Here is a 16166-nt window from a genome sequence, read left to right as displayed (position 1 = left end):
GGAGCTGGCTTGCCGGCGATAGGGCCATCACAGCCAAAATGGCAATTCAGCCGAATGCATTGCGGTAATGCCCCGGCGTCGCCGCCAGGTGCTGCTTGAAGGCCCGCTGCAGGTGCGCCTGGTCGGCAAACCCGGCCTCCTGCGCAACTTCGGCGATTGCCCGGCCCTGGCGCAGTTGCGCCCTGGCCAGCTGCACGCGCTGGTCGAGCAGGTAGCCATGCGGCGTCAGGCCGAAGCGTTGGCGGAACGCGCGAATCAGGTAGGAACGCGACAGGCCGCAGGCCGCGCAGATGTCGTCCAGGCTCAGCGGGTCGCCCCGATGGGCGCGTATGAACGCTGCCGCCGCGTCCAGTCGCGGGTTGCCCTCGTCGTTCACGCTGGCATTACCGCCAAGCATGCCCGGCAGTGCGCCAAACAGTGCCGCCAGGCGGCCTTCGCGGTCCGGCACGCTGGCATCGAACAGGTCGGCAAAGGCCTGCAGCAGGCATCGGTACAATACCGGCGAGCTACTCCAGGCCTGGGCCGGCAAGGCAAACCCCTGCGCCTGCAACCAGGGCATGTCGACGAACAACATCAGGTAGGACCATGGCTCCCCGGCGATGGGGTTGCAGGCGTGCACCACGCCTGGGTTCATCAATACCGTGGCACCAGCCGCCACCTCGATGCACTGGTCACCGTACAGGTAGGTGCTGCGCCCACCCGTGATCACCCCGATGGAAAAGCTCTCGTGGGAATGCGCGGCGTAGCACACCTGGCGCCCGTCCCCTACCCGCCGGGCTTCGACAAAGGGCAACGCCGGGTCGCGCCAGAACCGTGATACTTCGATCATCCCTCACCCCGCTCGCCGCTGCCATGCGCCTGGATACTACACGCTTGTCACGGAATCAGCAGGCAACCGCAGGCCATATATCCAGCCCGCGTTATCCCATTACCACCTGGCCATCGATAAATACCGTTTGATGCCCCCTCTTTGCATGAAAGGAGCATCGACATGCCAGCCATCAACCCTCATCAACCCTTGCTCGAGGCGCAGCTGCCGCACTGGGCACGCCAGGTAACGCCCAATCAATGGGCCGCGTTGAAGCGAACCCAGATCGCCCCGTGGAGGGCGCAGGACTGGTTCGCCAATGCTGCCCCCGACCTGCGTGACACAGTGCATGCCAGCCAGGCGCGCCTGATGCAGGCGCAAGCAGCCTTGGCCGGCTCGCTCAAAGGCCTGAAACAGATCACTGAATTCGCCGAGCCATTGCTGCAACGGCGTCTTGCCGAACAAGGCTTTCACGCGCCGCTGCGCAATAGCCAACTGCTGCGGGTCGAGCGCAGCTGGCACTGGGCAGCCCTGCGCTATCTTTACCGCCATCGCCGCGACAACCTGCTACAGGCCGCCCTGCAGAACTTCGCCAGCGACGAGGTGTTCATCGCTGAAAGTGCCATTGCCCTGGGCGACAACATTCAGGTCACGCCGATTCTGGTACAAGGCTCCGCTCCCTTCGGCATGCAATCACCCGTCGCGCACTTTCCATTGCAGTCGGAGCACTATCAAGTGGAACGGCTGCCACTTGAGCCGGCCGCTTTCGCCACACAGTGCCGTGACCTGGACCTGGGTGAGGCTTACCAGGCCCATCTGGAACAACACCTTGCCCAGCCCGCCACCCGAGCCTTGGCCATCAGGGTTCAGAAAGACCGCCTGCGCCTGGCGGCCGACCTTGCCTATCTGCGGCACCTGCTTGACGGCAGCACGCGCGATCAGGTCGAACAGCTGTTGCAGGGTGCTGCCGTGAGGTGCTGGCAACTGGCGCTGTTCGGCACGCCCCTGCACGAGGTCATGCTGATCGATGCCGGCAGTGCGGGGCTGGCGCTGTACCTGCCCGGCCATGACCCGGCCCTGCGTCAATGCAGCAACCTGGACGCGGTACACGACACGCTGGCGACCTTGCTGCTGGAGCCCGATGCCCGCCAGGCCTTCACGGCCTACATCAGGCAGGACCAACGCACGCACTTTCTCGACCTGTTGCAGCAGAACCTCGACGCCACGGGCAACACGGCCTTTGACCGCCCTTGGCAGCGCGCAGTGCAAGCGGACCTGCGCCCCACACGCGTGGCCATCACGGCCGAGCCTTTCGGCCACTACCAGGACCTGCACCTGGCCCGCCTCAAGCACGAAGCCAGCCTGCTGGCGGTCCCGACAGCAATGGCCGATGCCAACGCGCGAACCAGGCGCCTGGAGGAATGGGAAAGCCTTGGCCTGGATGCACTCGGTATTGCCGCGTTCTTCGTTCCGGGTGCAGGCACCCTGATGCTGGCCGTCACTGCCTGCCAACTGCTCGGCGAGGCCTTCGAGGGCTACCAGGCCTGGCATGAAGGCGACCGCCACCTGGCACTGCGCCACCTGGAGGCGGTTGGCCTGAACCTGGCCCTGATCGGAGGGTTCGTGGCAGCGGGCAAGGTCGTGCCCAAGCTGTTCAACAGCCCGTTGATGGAAAGCCTGCAGCAAGTACGCGGCAACGACGGGCGCTACCGGCTCTGGAATGAAGACCTCGCCCCCTACCGCAGTGCCGTGACACTGCCCGAAACCCTGCAGCCCAATGCACTTGGCCAGTACCTGTATCAGGGCCGGTATTTCATCCGCATGGACGGCCAGCTCTTCGAACAACGCTTCGATCACGACCTGCAGCAATGGCGGGTCATTCACCCCGATACGCCCGATGCCTGGCAGCCACCGCTGATGCACAATGCCCAAGGCGCCTGGCGCGGCCAGCATGAACAGCCCGGCCAGTGGCCATTCGCGAAGCTGGCGCGCCGTCTCGGCCCTGCATATGCCGCTTTCACGCCAGAACAGCTGACGCAAGCCGGCCGCCTCTGCGGCATCGACGCCACGCAGTTGCGCCGGGTGCACCTGGAAGGCCGAGCAACGCCCCCGCTGTTGCTCGATGCCCTGCAACGCATGGCGGCACAGGCCGAGGTCGAGGCGTTGGCCGACAAGGCCCCACCGGGCCTGTTCGAGCGCCTCTACAACGGCAGCGCGCCCACCACCCCGTCAACGCAGAAACTGCTCGCTGCCTATCCGCGGCTTTCCCCTGCCCTGGCCACGCGTGTGCTGACACCGCTGGGCGAGGCTGAATCGCTCGCCTGGCAACAGCAGGGTCAGCTACCCATTCAGGTTCGCCAGGCACTGGAACAGGTGCACGGCGAGCTGCCCCTGGTACGCGCCTTGGAGGGCGTGCTTCAGCCAGCACGGGCCAGCAGCGACAGCGAACGCCTGCTGTTCAGCGCCCTGGATGCCATGCCCGACTGGCCTGCGGACCTGCGCCTGGAGCTGCATGGCGCAAGCCCCCAAGGCCCTTTGCTGGAGCATGTCGGCAGCGACCAGGCCAGCACCCTGCGCCGTGTGATCAAAACGGCCGAAGGCTATGAGGTCGACCGGGGCGAGCACCCTGCACCTGGACCGCTTGATCCGGACCTCTGCCGTGCCATAGAGCAGGCACTGCCACGCTCGCATCGCGATACGCTGGGTATCCCGACGGCCGATGGCAGCTCGCTACGCGAGCGCGTACGGGGTTGGGTCGACCTGCACAGACAGACACTGGCCCAACGCCTCTGGGGTCATCGCGCGCTGCTGCGCAAGCCCATGGGCGGCTTGCGCGGCGGTCGGCCGCTTGACCCCGAACCGCCTCAGCCGCGCCTGGCAGGCTCGCTGGCCGGGGCCTATCGGCGCTTGTTCCCCGACGCCACCGACTGGGAATTCGAAAACTGGCTCGGCAACGACGAGGACAACCCATACGTCGATGACATTCGCTCACCCACACAGCGGCTGCACGACCTGCAGCAGCGTCTGGATACTTTGCGCCGCGACCTGCATGAATGGGCCCGGCCCGATCCGCAGCGCCCGCACCAGCGGCACCTGGCCATCCGCCCCATCCTCAACGCCTGGCGGCGGCTGTCGACCGTAGCGCTTGAAGGGGGTGGCAGCCTGCACAGCCTGGACCTGTCCGGCCTGGAGCTGGACAACCAGGACTTGGCCAGCCTGGCCTTGCCAGACGACTTCACCCATGTGCAGCACCTGTCACTCAGCTACAACCGTTCGCTCAGCCAGTTGCCAACCGGGTTCTACGAGCGCTTCCCCAACCTCAATCGCCTGCTGCTGGCCGACTGCCGGTTCGACACCGTGCCCCGCCTGGGTAACCCTGAGCACCTCGCCTGGCTGGATCTGGAAGGCAACCGAATTACCTGGAGTAGCCAGGCCCAGCAGGCACTGAACCGCTGCTCCGGGCTTGTAGTACTGGACCTTTCGGGCAACCCACTGCTGCAGGCCCCGGACCTGAGCGGGCTGGCCTACCTGAGGACGCTGTTCCTGAACGACTGTGCGCTCAGCGAATTGCCGCAAGGCCTGGACCAGATGGTCGAGCCCATCATCGTGGATATTGCCGACAACCAGTTGCTGCGGCTGCCAGACGGTTTCACCGTGCCAAGGCCAGTCGCAGAGGCGCTGCGCCTGGAAAGCGAATGGCTGGGCGTCCCCGTGGTTGCACAGATCGAGGCTTACAACGCTGCGCATCAGGTGGACCTGATGGTATGCGCAAGCGACTATCAGGAATTCTTCGAACAGACCGGCCCCGCAGAACTGGCCCTGTGGCAGCGTTTGCCGCTGCAGTATCGGCGCGATCTCAGGCCCTTGCTTGAGCTTGAACCGTTCCTGTCCCACCCAAGGCAAGCCCGTACAGAGTTCTGGCGGCGTCTGGCCCTGATCGAGGCAGACCCCGCCCTGCGTCAGCAATGGTTTACGCACCCACCGTACGACCTGTTCAACCTCCCGCTTTGACCGCCCCCGGGTGCCTGCCTGCACAACAGGCAGGCATTTGCCGCCATGTTAAGCCAGACTGGTGTTTTTCCGGTGGCCGGTGCATGCTCCTAGCTGAAGCGATTCACCCCGGCTTGAAACCCGCCCAGCAATGTGAGGTGCAGTACCCATGGACCGTCTGCTCGATTCACTCTTCCCCAGCGCCGAGAACATCCCGGAAACCTGGCGCCTGGAAGCCCCCCTGGAACAACGCGACTATCTGGTGAACGGCGAGCTCAGGCGCTGGGACGGCCCCTTGGCCACGGTGCGCAGCCCGGTCTGGCTCAAGGAAGGCAACGATGAGCATCAGGTAGTGCTGGGCAGCGCCCCACTGCTCGATGCCGACACCGCGCTCACCGCCCTCGATGCCGCCGTGCAGGCCTACGACAAAGGCCGTGGCGCCTGGCCGAACATGCGCGTGGCCGAGCGCATCCAGCATGTCGAGACCTTCCTGGCGCGCATGCGTGAACAGCGCCAGGCCGTGGTCAAGCTGCTGATGTGGGAGATCGGCAAGAACCTCAAGGATTCGGAAAAGGAATTCGACCGCACCTGCGACTACATCGTCGACACTATCAACGCCCTCAAGGACCTCGACCGCCGTTCCAGCCGCTTCGAGCTGGAACAGGGCACGCTGGGCCAGATCCGCCGGGCACCACTGGGCGTGGCCCTGTGCATGGGGCCATACAACTACCCGCTGAACGAAACCTTCACCACGCTGATCCCGGCGCTGATCATGGGCAACACCGTGGTGTTCAAGCCGGCCAAGTTCGGCGTGCTGCTGATTCGGCCATTGCTCGAAGCCTTCCGTGACAGCTTCCCGCCGGGGGTGATCAACGTCATCTACGGCCGTGGCCGGGAAACGGTGAGCGCGCTGATGGCCAGCGGCAAGGTCGATGTGTTCGCCTTCATCGGCACGCACAAGGCCGCCAGCGACCTGAAGAAGCTGCACCCGCGCCCACACCGGCTGCGCGCCGCGCTTGGGCTGGATGCCAAGAACCCGGGCATCGTGCTGCCCCAGGTGGACCTCGACAACGCCGTCGAAGAGGCAGTCACCGGTGCGCTGTCGTTCAATGGCCAACGCTGCACGGCGCTGAAGATCCTGTTCGTCCACGAGGACGTGGTCGATGCCTTCCTCGACAAGTTCCAGCGCAAGCTGGCCGCGCTCAAGCCCGGCATGCCTTGGGAGCCTGGCGTTGCGCTGACACCGCTGCCCGAGCCCGGCAAGGTCGACTACCTCGACGGCCTGGTCGCCGATGCCACCGCCAAGGGCGCACGCGTGCTCAACGAAGGCGGTGGGCAAAGCCGTGGCTCGTTCTTCTACCCGGCCGTGCTGTACCCGGTTAAGAGCGACATGCGCGTGTACCACGAGGAGCAGTTCGGCCCGCTGGTGCCGGTAGTGCCCTACCGCGACCTGCAGACGGTGATCGACTATGTACTGGACTCCGACTACGGCCAGCAACTGAGCCTGTTCGGCAATGACCCGGCGACCATCGGCAGCCTGGTCGACATCTTCGCCAACCAGGTCGGGCGCATCAACATCAACGCGCAATGCCAGCGCGGCCCCGACACTTACCCGTTCAACGGCCGCAAGAACAGCGCCGAAGGCACCCTGTCGGTACATGATGCCCTGCGTGTGTTCTCGATCCGCACCTTGGTCGCAACGCGCTTCCAGGAGGCCAACAAGGAACTGATCAGCGAGATCATTCGCAACCGGCAGTCGAGCTTCCTGACCACCGACTACATCTTCTGACCGCCGCGCTTATAGAGAATCGGTCTATCGCCCCTGTCGATTTTCCATCCGCGCAAACGACTCTAAGCAACAGGGCGCCAACCGGCGCCCACTTCCAAGGAGAGTCGAACATGGCAGCCAAACCCATTCCCGAAGGCCAGCACAGCATCACGCCCTACCTGGCCATCAACGACGCCGCCAAGGCCATCGAGTTCTACAAGAAGGCCTTTGGCGCAGTGGAAATGTTCCGCCTTGATGCCCCTGGCGGCCGCGTTGGCCATGCCGAGCTGAAAATCGGTGATTCGTCGCTGATGCTGGGCGACCCCTGCGACATGGAAGGCGGCCTCACCGCCAGCCAGAAGCTCAGCGGCACAGGCGTGGGCCTGCACCTGTATGTCGAAGACTGCGACAAGGTCTACGCCCAGGCCCTGGCCGCAGGCGGCACCCAGTTGCATCCCTTGACCGACCAGTTCTACGGTGACCGCAGCGGCACCCTGAAAGACCCGTTCGGCAACATCTGGTTCGTTTCCACCCACAAGGAGGACCTGACCCCCGACGAAATTCGCGCCCGCGCGGCGAAGATGTTCGGTGGCAACTGAGCGGTAAGTTGAAAGCGGCGCGACTTTGCTTGAAGCTTGGGGCTCGTAGCTGGGAGCTGCTTCATGCGAATCATCGACAAAACCGCCGCACAGGTCCGTAGCATGACCCCTGCAGAAGAGGAGCTGCTGGTCGGCTTTGCCACCGGCAGCCTCGCCGGCCCGCGCCTGCTGCAGGCCAACCAGTTGCTGATGAAGGTGCGCAACGCCAACCAGTGGCTGGCCTGCGACTGCCGCAACGATGCCTTGCCGGTACTCAATGTCACCCTCAACGGCAGCACCGGTACGCTGTTTCTCAAGAACAACCCGGGTACCGCCGAACACGCGCCCGGCTGCCCGTTCACCAAGGACGAGCGGGAAGCGGCCGAGCGCGAGAACGACCCCGCGCCACCCGCTGCCTGGCTGCCGCCCGACACACCGTTGCGCCTGATCGGCGATTTTCGCAGCGGCACCGCCGGTGCCGGCGGCGATGGCAGCGAGCGGCGCGACCAACAGCGCCTGCTGTCACTGCTGCTGACCTGGATCGAGACCAGCGGCCTGAACCTGTATGCCACGCACCTGAAAAAGGACCTGACCGGGCAGTTTGCCGAGTTGCGCAGCGTTGCCAGCCGCTATCCGCTGCTGGAACGGGTGCCCGCCAGCAACTACCTGGAAACCCGCCTGGACATGAAGCACATGATGATGCTCAAGTCCCGCCTGCGCGAAGCCACGGTGTTCGGCAACCACCGCCGCCACGGCCTGCTGCTGGACTGCGTGGACCAGATCAAAGGGCGCAAGCTGTTCAACAACCGCAGTGAAGACGGCTTCGACTTTCAGGGCCACCACCTGTATTGGGGCGGCAACCGCACCGCCGGGCCGTTGCTGGCCTTGGCGCTGTACTCGCCGACCAGTCCTGGCAGCCATTTCTACGAGCTGATCCATGTCGCCAGCGTACCGGTGCTGTCCCGCGCCCACCTGTTCCCGGTGTATCGCGACGAAGAGCGCGAGCCGCTCAAGGCCCTGGTATCGCTGGTCGACTGGATGGCCGGCAAAGGTGTGAAAGTACAGATGCGCCGCCCGGTGATCGGCGGCCAGGTGATGGATGAACTGGTAATGACTTCGGACCAGGACCGGGTGTTGTCGGTATCGTTGCTGGAGCAGCCAATCGGCCCCGAACCGGATACCGAGAACTTCAAGCGCTACGCCGACTTCAAGAGCCTGGAAACCTTCCGCAAATTCGTTGCCGGTTTCTTCATGCGTGAGCGCTGAGCCCATCTACCGGCACACACAAAACCTTGTAGGAGCGGCCTTGTGTCGCGATGGGGCGCGCAGCGGCCCCCAGGATCTTCGCTGCGGTGCGGATATCGCTGGGGCCGCGTTGCGGCCCGATCGCGACACACGGCCGCTCCTGCAAGGGGTCTGCGCAGTCCAGCAGATTTTTGTCAACCGACCAGGGCGCGTACGCAGAAGTACAGGATCGACGGGCCCATCAGGCAGCCCAACCCGGTATGGAAGGTGGCTGTCAGTGCCCCGTACGGCACCAGGCGCCGGTCGGTCGCCGCCAGCCCGGCCGTCACCCCCGACACCGTCCCCGCCAACCCGCCGAACACCATCGCCGAACGTGGGTTGTCCAGCGCCAGCAGGCGCGCCGATACCGGGGTGAACACCATCACCAGGATCGCCTTGATCAGCCCGGTGGCAATCGACAGCGCCATCACGTCCGAACTGGCCCCCAGCGCCGCTCCGGTCACCGGCCCGACGATATAGGTCACCGCACCTGCACCGATGGTGGTCATGCTCACCGCATCACGGTAACCGAAGGCGTAGGCCACCGCAGCGCCGACAATGAACGGCAGCACCGTGCCGAGCAGCAGCGCCACCGCGCCAATCATTCCGGCCCTGCGCGCCTCGGTGGCCTGCACCTCGAAGGCCGTGGCGACAATGGCGAAGTCGCGCAGCATGGCCCCGCCCATCAGGCCGATGCCGGAGAACAGCGCCATGTCGGCCAGGCCTTTCTGGCCACCGGTTATGGTGCCACCGACCCAGGCCAGCACCAGGCCGATGACGATGGCGATGGCCGAGCCGTGCACGCGGCCGAAGGTCAGGTACTTCGACAGCACCACCGACAACCACATGATCGCGCCCACCACCGCGAAGGCAGTGATCAAACCGTTATGTTCCAGGGCATTGTCAATGATCGGCCACATGATCAACGCCCTCCTGCAGGGGCAGCCTGCACATTGCTTTCGGGGCCGGCCTCCACTGCCGGCAGGGGTTCGCCGCGGTGGCTGCGGCTGATCAGGGCAATGGTCGCACCGCACACCAGTACCGCACCCACCGCCGCCAGCAACGCCACCGGCCCGCCGTGCAGGGCGGTGACCACGTTCTGCTGGGCAGCCATGGCCACCACCACCGGGATGTACATGGCGCCCCAGAAGCCCACGCCGAACTCGCATTCCTTGCTCATGCCGCCGTTGCGGTGCATGTACAGGCGTGCGCAGATCAGCAGGATCATGGCGATGCCGACCCCGCCCACATTGGATTTGACGCCCAGCAGCACGCCCAGGAAGTCGCCGACGATGACGCCGGCAAGCGTGCAGACCGCCAGCAGTGCCACACCATAGATGATCATTGTTGTTGTCCTCAGGTAGTGTCGAAGTTGCTTGTTGTTGTTCTTCGTAAACACACTTTTGTGCAGCTTTTGCCCCCATGGAACTGAACTCTGTGGGAGCGGCTTTAGCCGCGAACACCGGCGCAGCCGGTGCCATGCACCGCGTTGGATTATTCGCGGCTAAAGCCGCTCCCACAGGGATCACCTTCCGCCGCGGTGCCGCTGTCATCGTTCGTTGGCCACCTCCTGGCGCAGCAGCGCATCCAGGGTGTCCCAGCGGGTGCCTTCAACAGCAACCACCCTGCCCTGTTCGAACACCGGCCGGGCCAGCCCACCGAGCACATTGCCGGGCGGCAGCTCCAGGTGCAGGCGCACGCCACGCTCATAGGCGTTGCGCAACGTAGCACGCCAGTCGACCACCCGCGCCATGTTGCCGGCCAGGTCGTCGCGCAGACGCTGTGGGTCGAACACCGGCCGTGCACTGCTGCCGCTGAGGTAGGTGATACGCGGTCGCTGCAGCTCGACCGTGGCGAAGGCACTGGCCAGTTCGGCCGCCGGGCCATCCAGCAACGGGCAATGCGACGGCACGCTGACCGCCAGGCGCCGGGCCACGCCCTGACCCAGGCGGCGTGCCCTGGCGGCAACCGCAGCCATCGCACCATCGCTGCCAGCGATGACGATCTGGTTGTCGCTGTTGAGGTTGGCGACATACACCTCGCCGCCCGCATCGCTCAGCAAGCGTTCGACACAGGCCAGGTCCAGGCCGCTGAGTGCGGTCATGCCGTAGCCTTGCGGATAAGCGCGCTGCATCAGTTCGCCACGCAGGGCAACCAGGCGCACGGCATCGGCAAAGCCCAGGGCGCCCGCCGTGACCGCCGCCGGGTAGGCGCCAATCGACAAGCCCGCCACGTAATCCGGCGCGGGGCTGCGCTGCATCAGCCAGCGCGCCCAGGCCACGCCAGCCAGCAGCAGGCACAGCTGCACGGCACGGGTCGTCTGCAGGGCCTGCTGGCTGTCCAGCGCCAGGGCCTGCTGGCCGAGGGTGTCACTGGCCTCTTCCAGCAATTGCCCAGCACCCTCAGGCAGGCGCTGCAGCATGCCCACCTGCTGGGCGCCCTGGCCGGGGAAGGCGAACAAGCTGCTCATGCTGCACGCTCCATCGCTGCCCATGGGTCGCTGACCAGGCGTGGGCCATGGGCCGACTTGAGCAGCACGCGGCGGGCGAAGCCGGCCCACTCACGCAGGGCGACAGCACCCGCCGGGGTTTCCAGCTGCAGGTCGATACGACAAGGCGCGCAATCGAGGATATCCAGCAGCTCACGCGCCTGCGCCCGGGCCAGCGGTTGTGGCGTGCGCAGCAGCAAGTCCAGGTCGCTGTCGGCGTGTATTACCTCCATACCGGTGGCGATCTGGTACCCCACCCCACCTGTCGGCCCCCAGGCCAGGCCGCTGGCATCCAGTACCGGGGCGACCGAGGCCAGGGCCTGCAATGCAGGCCAAGGGCTTTCAGCTTGCCAGCGCAGCGCTTCGGGGCCTTGCTGACACTGGATATCGGCCAGCCGCATCAGTACACCCGACCGCTGCGCCCTGCCCTGGCCACGCAGCCCCACCGCCACCCAGCCGTCCGCACAAGTGGCACGGCGCACCACCACCGGCTGGCCGCTCAACAGCGCATCCTGCGCCCAACGCGGCGCATCAGCAGGCAGGCCCGATACGGGCATGCCCCAGAGCAGGTCGTGCGGCCTTGGCGCGTTCATCTCAAGCGCCCTGCCACTGGCGGCGCAGCTGTTCACGCACCTGGCGCGAGGCGCTGCGGTTTTCGCCCGCCAGCCGCAACGACAGGTCGCTCGAACTGCCGATGTCGCGCACCGCATCAGCCAGGCAGGCACGTACCTGGGCGATGTCGGCACTGCTCGGCGTCTCGGCGTTGTCCACCGTCAAGCGGCGCCACAGCAGGCCCAGCGAGGCGTAGCTGGCCAGGTCGTAGGCCATCGGCGGTACCTCGGCGGCCAGGGCTTCCAGTTGTTCGACGCTGCGCAGGGTGATGCGCGCCGCCGCCGCCTTGCCCATGGCGTGCACCATGACCCCGGCATCGTCCAGGGCGATCAGGCGCTGGGCCTGGTAACCGTGGGCCAGGAAGGCACCAGACATGGCCTTGCCGACCAGCAGGGCGATCACCGGGTGCCCGGCCAGCCGCGCCTGGGCATAGGCCTGCACCGCAGCGGCCAAAGCCTGGTGAATCCCCAACGCCTCCTCACGGCGGCCATAGGCCTGGCTGGGCACGTCGATCACCGCGACGATGGCGCGCTTCTGGCCATGGCGGTCAGCCTCGACCGCTTCGCTCACGGCCTTGGCCAGGCCCCAGCCTTCCAGCAGGCCGACCTCGCCCGAGCGCGCCCGGGGGAACGGGTTGTCGGCGTCCGGCACCACGGCGATGAAACGCGCCAGGCGGTTGTCCAGTTCGCCGTCGATTACCCGCAACGACGCGGGGTAGCCGGGCAAGGCTTGCCCGCCGGCCAGGCCCGGCAGCCAGTTCAAGGCACGGTTCATTTGGCTTCTCCTTGGTAAAGGTCACGCACGGCAGCGGCATCCAGTTGCGGGCAGCCATCGCCCAGCCGGGCCAGGCGTTCGAGGAACCAGGCGTGTTGACCGGCGCGATCCCTTGAAGGCTCGTCGAGCAATTGCAGCAAGCGTTCGCGCAACGCCTCGATGTCATCGGCCACATAGGCATCGACCAGGCCGCTGGCGTGGCGCTGCTCGCCACCGGTCAAGCTCCAGATGAAGGGGCGGTCCTTGGCATCGTATTCACCGATGCCCGCTTCCTGCTCGATCACCTGCGGGCCGTTGAGGCCCAGGCGGGCTTCGCGGGTGACCAGCAAGTGGCTGCACAGGCCGGCGGCGATGGACATGCCGCCGAAACAGCCGACCGAACCTGCGACCAGGCCGACTACCGGCTGCCAGGCGCGCAGCTCGACAATCGCCGCCTGTATTTCGGCAATCGCCGCCAGGCCCAGGTTGGCTTCCTGCAGGCGTACACCGCCGGTTTCCAGCAGCAGCACGGCGCAGGTGGGGATGCCGTTGCGGTTGTCTTCGATGGCCAGCTCCAGCGCACCGGCGATCTTGGCCCCCCCCACCTCGCCCATGCTGCCACCCTGGAAGCCGCCTTCGATGGCGGCAACCACAGCGTTGCGCCCGTTCAGCAGGCCCTTGGCGATGACCACGCCATCATCGGCCTGGGGCACGATGCCCTGGCGCGGCAGCCAGGGTGACATCAGCCGGTCGAACGGGCCCAGCAGTTCACGGAAGCTGCCCGGATCGAGCACGGCGCGGGCGCGCTGGCGGGCGCCCAGTTCGACAAAGCTGCGGCTGTGCAGCAGGCGTGCGATATCAGTCATGGGCGATCTCCTCGAAGCCTTGCTCCAGGCGCAGGCGCACCACGCCTGGGGTGGCGCCGAAATCATGGATGTCGATGTTGACGGCCGGCCAGGTGCGGCCCTCGAACAGGCGCTGGAACAGCTGCGCCCAGCGGGCAGCGCTGCCGTTGACCGAAGTCACCACCTGGATTTGCAGGCTGCCGGCGGTGCCGGGTTCGATCAGCACTTCAAGGTCGCCGGAGCTGACGCAGCCCACCAGCGTGCGGCCACGCCCAGGGGCGGCGGCGGGGAATTGAAAGGTCAGGGTTTCCATGTCACAGGCTCCCGGCTTTGTCGAGGAACAGGCAGGCGGCCAGCAGATCGGCGGCGCCGCCCGGTGAGGCATTCAGGTGCAGCAGGTGCTGGTCCAGCCGGCGCAGCTGTCGGCGCCCGGCCAGCGTGGCGCTGCCGCCTTCGCTCAGCACGGTACGGGCGCCGTGCTGGACGGCAGCCAGCCCGGTGGGGCCGCTACGCCAAAGCACGCAGGTATCGTTGAGCACGGCCATGATCGCCAGCAGCGCGTCGAGCCGGGCGTGAGGTTCGCTGGCACCGGCGGCGCGGCTGCGCTGCAGTTGTGGCAGGCCGTAACCGATAACCGCCGGGAAACCTTGTTGCGCCTGTTCGCGGGCGCCGCCAGTGCCGTAGCGACGGCGTATCTGCAGGCCATGGCTGTCTTGGGTGGTCATGGCGGGGTCGTCGAACAGTGCGATGCGACCGGCACGGGCAGCCAGGGTGTTGGCATCGGCCCGGGTGTCGAGGGCCTTGGATGCTACCAGCAGGCCGAGGGCCCAGATTGCGCCGCGATGGGTGTTGACCCCGCCGGTGGCGGCCAGCATCGCCGCCTCGCCTTCGCGGCCGAGCTGGCCCAGGGTGGCGCGCAGGGGCTGGCCGAGGGTGCCGATGGCCTGGGCGGCTTCGGCCATGTTGCGCAGGCATGGCCACAGGGCCAGGGCCGAGGCATGCATCAGGGCCAGGGTCATGTCGTGGTGGGCGCCGTTGCCACGGCGGTCGACCAGGCCGGGTTTGGGGGACAGGTCTGCTTCGTCGATCAGGGCTTCCACGGCCAGGTCGGCCAGGTGATCGGCCAGGGGTAATTCGGTTGCCTGTGCTGGCCTCTTCGCGGGTAAACCCGCTCCCACAAGGATCGCGTAATCTTCAAATGCATCACTATTCCTGTGCTCGCGAAGAAGCCCACGCGGTTGCAAGTCGAGTGCTTTCATCACCAGCTCCTGAACCGTGCAGGCGGGTTGTAGAGGCCGCCGGACCATTCGACCAGGTCGGCGATGCTGCGCGCAGCCAGCAGTTCGCGGCTGGCGTCGGTGCGGCGGATGCCGAGGTCTTCGGGCAAGGCGACCAGGCCTTGCTGGCGCAGGCGCTGAGTGTCCTTGGGGTCGTGTCGCAGGCCGATGGCGGTAACCCCGGCCACGGCGGCGATCATCTGCTGGCGCTCTTCCAGGCTGCGGGCCTTGTACAGGTAGGCAATGCCCTCCTCGGTCAGCAGGTGGGTGACGTCGTCGCCATAGATCATCACCGGTGCCAGCGGCATGCCGGCTTTCCTGGCCACTTCCACGGCATCGAGGGTTTCCACGAAGGTGGGCTTGCCGCCTTCCTGGTAGGTCTCGACCATCTGCACCACCAGTTTGCGACCGCGTTCGAGCATGGTTTCCGGCACGGTCATGTCGAGCCAGGCCGGGGTCGCATGGCGCCGGCCACGGGGGTCGTGGCCCATGTTCGGGGCACCGCCGAAGCCGGCCAGGCGGCCGCGGGTCACGGTCGAGGAATGGCCATCGCCATCCACCTGCAGGGTGGCGCCAATGAACAGGTCGACAGCGTACTGCCCGGCCAGCTGGCACATCATGCGGTTGGAACGCAGCGAACCATCACGACCGGTGAAGAACACGTCCGGGCGCTGGGCGATGTAGTCCTCCATGCCCAGCTCGGTGCCGAAGCAGTGCACGCTTTCCACCCAGCCGGTCTCGATGGCCGGGATCAGTGTCGGGTGCGGGTTGAGTGTCCAGTTGCGGCAGATCTTGCCCTTCAGGCCCAGGGACTCGCCATAGGTGGGCAGGATCAGTTCGATGGCGGCGGTGTTGAAGCCAATGCCATGGTTCAGCGACTGCACCTGGTGTTTTTCGTAGATGCCGCGAATGGCCATCATCGCCATCAGCACGTGCACCGGCTTGATATGGCGCGGGTCGCGGGTGAACAGCGGCTCTATATAGAAAGGCTGGTCGGCAACCACCACGAAATCGACCCAGGATGCCGGGATATCGACCCGTGGCAGGTCATCCACGCGGTCCACCAGCTGGTTGACCTGGGCAATGACGATGCCGTCGCTGAACGCGGCCGGCTCCACCAGTGCCGGGGTGTCTTCGGTGCTGGGGCCGGTGAACAGGTTGCCATCGCGATCGGCCATGAAACCAGCCACCAGGGTGACGTTGGGGATCAGGTCGACCAGCAGCCGCGAGTACAGCTCGATATAGGTGTGGATGGCACCGACTTCGAGCAGGCCGTCTTCCAGCAGCTGGCCAATGCGCAGGCTCTGCGGGCCGGCGAAGGAGAAGTCGAGCTTGCGGGCGATGCCACGTTCGAACAGGTCCAGGTGCTCGGCGCGGCTGACGCTGGGCATGATCATGTGCAGGTCGTGCAGGCGCCCAGGGTCGACCTTGGCCAGCGCACGCGAGAGGAAGTCGGCCTGCTTCTGGTTGTTGCCTTCGAGCACTACCCGGTCGCCGGGAGCCAGCAGCAGTTCCAGGGCTTCGACGATACGCTCGGTGGGCAGCACCACGCCGTCGGCGAGGTGGCGGACCCGGTCAAGGCGGCGCTGCTTTTCGGCGCGCCGCCGCGACCATTGCGGCGGTGGATTCTTGGTTGTTGTCATGGTGACTCCACGGGTTCGCTGTCGTGGGGGTCACCTTAGGGCTGGGGTGGTTGCGCATCAATCAAGCTCAGGCACTGATCGTTACGGTCAGGGTAACGATTTAGCCTATGCGCTGTCGCT

At 66.1% G+C, this 16166-nt stretch carries 14 protein-coding genes; 4 read left to right on the top strand and 10 right to left on the bottom strand.

Annotated features, from left to right (window positions below):
* Positions 1–46 precede the first annotated feature (46 nt).
* The gene (locus tag RYH74_RS24660) at positions 47–829 is read right to left on the bottom strand and encodes an AraC family transcriptional regulator (protein WP_317410446.1); all 783 of its coding nucleotides are present in this window, start codon (positions 827–829) and stop codon (positions 47–49) included.
* A 162-nt stretch (positions 830–991) separates the two neighbouring features.
* Here RYH74_RS24660 and RYH74_RS24655 point away from each other — a divergent pair, with 162 nt between their 5' ends.
* The 4 genes from RYH74_RS24655 to RYH74_RS24640 all read left to right on the top strand — a co-directional run bounded on the left by RYH74_RS24655 (position 992) and on the right by RYH74_RS24640 (position 8410).
* A complete protein-coding gene (locus RYH74_RS24655; protein WP_317410445.1) occupies positions 992–4819 on the top strand; it encodes a leucine-rich repeat domain-containing protein in 3828 nt (1275 codons plus the stop codon).
* A 148-nt stretch (positions 4820–4967) separates the two neighbouring features.
* Positions 4968–6587 carry an NADP-dependent glyceraldehyde-3-phosphate dehydrogenase gene (locus RYH74_RS24650; protein ID WP_075045366.1) on the top strand — a complete coding sequence of 540 codons (1620 nt, stop codon included), beginning with the start codon at positions 4968–4970 and terminating at the stop codon, positions 6585–6587.
* Between the two features lie 110 nt (positions 6588–6697).
* Entirely contained in the window at positions 6698–7165 is a 468-nt protein-coding gene (locus RYH74_RS24645; RefSeq protein ID WP_025339339.1) for a VOC family protein, read from the top strand.
* 63 nt (positions 7166–7228) lie between these two features.
* Entirely contained in the window at positions 7229–8410 is a 1182-nt protein-coding gene (locus tag RYH74_RS24640; RefSeq protein ID WP_317410443.1) for a hypothetical protein, read from the top strand.
* A gap of 173 nt (positions 8411–8583) precedes the next feature.
* Here RYH74_RS24640 and madM read toward each other — a convergent pair whose 3' ends face one another.
* From madM to mdcA, 9 genes are all read right to left on the bottom strand, one after another.
* A complete protein-coding gene (madM, locus tag RYH74_RS24635) occupies positions 8584–9348 on the bottom strand; it encodes a malonate transporter subunit MadM (protein WP_024087229.1) in 765 nt (254 codons plus the stop codon).
* 2 nt (positions 9349–9350) lie between these two features.
* On the bottom strand, positions 9351–9773 hold the full coding sequence (madL, locus tag RYH74_RS24630; RefSeq protein WP_003258591.1) for a malonate transporter subunit MadL: 423 nt from the start codon (positions 9771–9773) through the stop codon (positions 9351–9353).
* A gap of 204 nt (positions 9774–9977) precedes the next feature.
* Positions 9978–10898 (bottom strand): malonate decarboxylase subunit epsilon, encoded by a 921-nt coding sequence (mdcH, locus tag RYH74_RS24625; RefSeq protein ID WP_317410442.1) that lies wholly within the window; start codon positions 10896–10898, stop codon positions 9978–9980.
* Complete coding sequence (locus RYH74_RS24620) at positions 10895–11509, bottom strand: malonate decarboxylase holo-ACP synthase (RefSeq protein WP_317410440.1); 615 nt, start codon at positions 11507–11509, stop codon at positions 10895–10897. Before RYH74_RS24620 ends, mdcH begins: the two co-directional genes overlap by 4 nt.
* A 1-nt stretch (position 11510) precedes the next feature.
* Entirely contained in the window at positions 11511–12302 is a 792-nt protein-coding gene (gene mdcE, locus RYH74_RS24615) for a biotin-independent malonate decarboxylase subunit gamma (protein WP_317410437.1), read from the bottom strand.
* Positions 12299–13147 carry a biotin-independent malonate decarboxylase subunit beta gene (locus RYH74_RS24610; RefSeq protein ID WP_025339385.1) on the bottom strand — a complete coding sequence of 283 codons (849 nt, stop codon included), beginning with the start codon at positions 13145–13147 and terminating at the stop codon, positions 12299–12301. The genes mdcE and RYH74_RS24610 overlap by 4 nt, the downstream gene beginning before the upstream one ends.
* The gene (locus RYH74_RS24605; RefSeq protein ID WP_024087234.1) at positions 13140–13439 is read right to left on the bottom strand and encodes a malonate decarboxylase subunit delta; all 300 of its coding nucleotides are present in this window, start codon (positions 13437–13439) and stop codon (positions 13140–13142) included. The genes RYH74_RS24610 and RYH74_RS24605 overlap by 8 nt, the downstream gene beginning before the upstream one ends.
* Before the next feature lies 1 nt (position 13440).
* Entirely contained in the window at positions 13441–14385 is a 945-nt protein-coding gene (locus RYH74_RS24600; protein WP_317410434.1) for a triphosphoribosyl-dephospho-CoA synthase, read from the bottom strand.
* The gene (gene mdcA / locus RYH74_RS24595) at positions 14385–16046 is read right to left on the bottom strand and encodes a malonate decarboxylase subunit alpha (protein ID WP_015270609.1); all 1662 of its coding nucleotides are present in this window, start codon (positions 16044–16046) and stop codon (positions 14385–14387) included. Before mdcA ends, RYH74_RS24600 begins: the two co-directional genes overlap by 1 nt.
* Between the last annotated feature and the right edge of the window lie 120 nt (positions 16047–16166).

Source organism: Pseudomonas sp. LSJ-87 (genome assembly GCF_032971465.1).
GTDB lineage: Bacteria > Pseudomonadota > Gammaproteobacteria > Pseudomonadales > Pseudomonadaceae > Aquipseudomonas > Aquipseudomonas putida_Z.
Note: the sequence above shows the minus strand (reverse complement) of the source record. Positions and strands in the feature narration are given on the sequence as shown.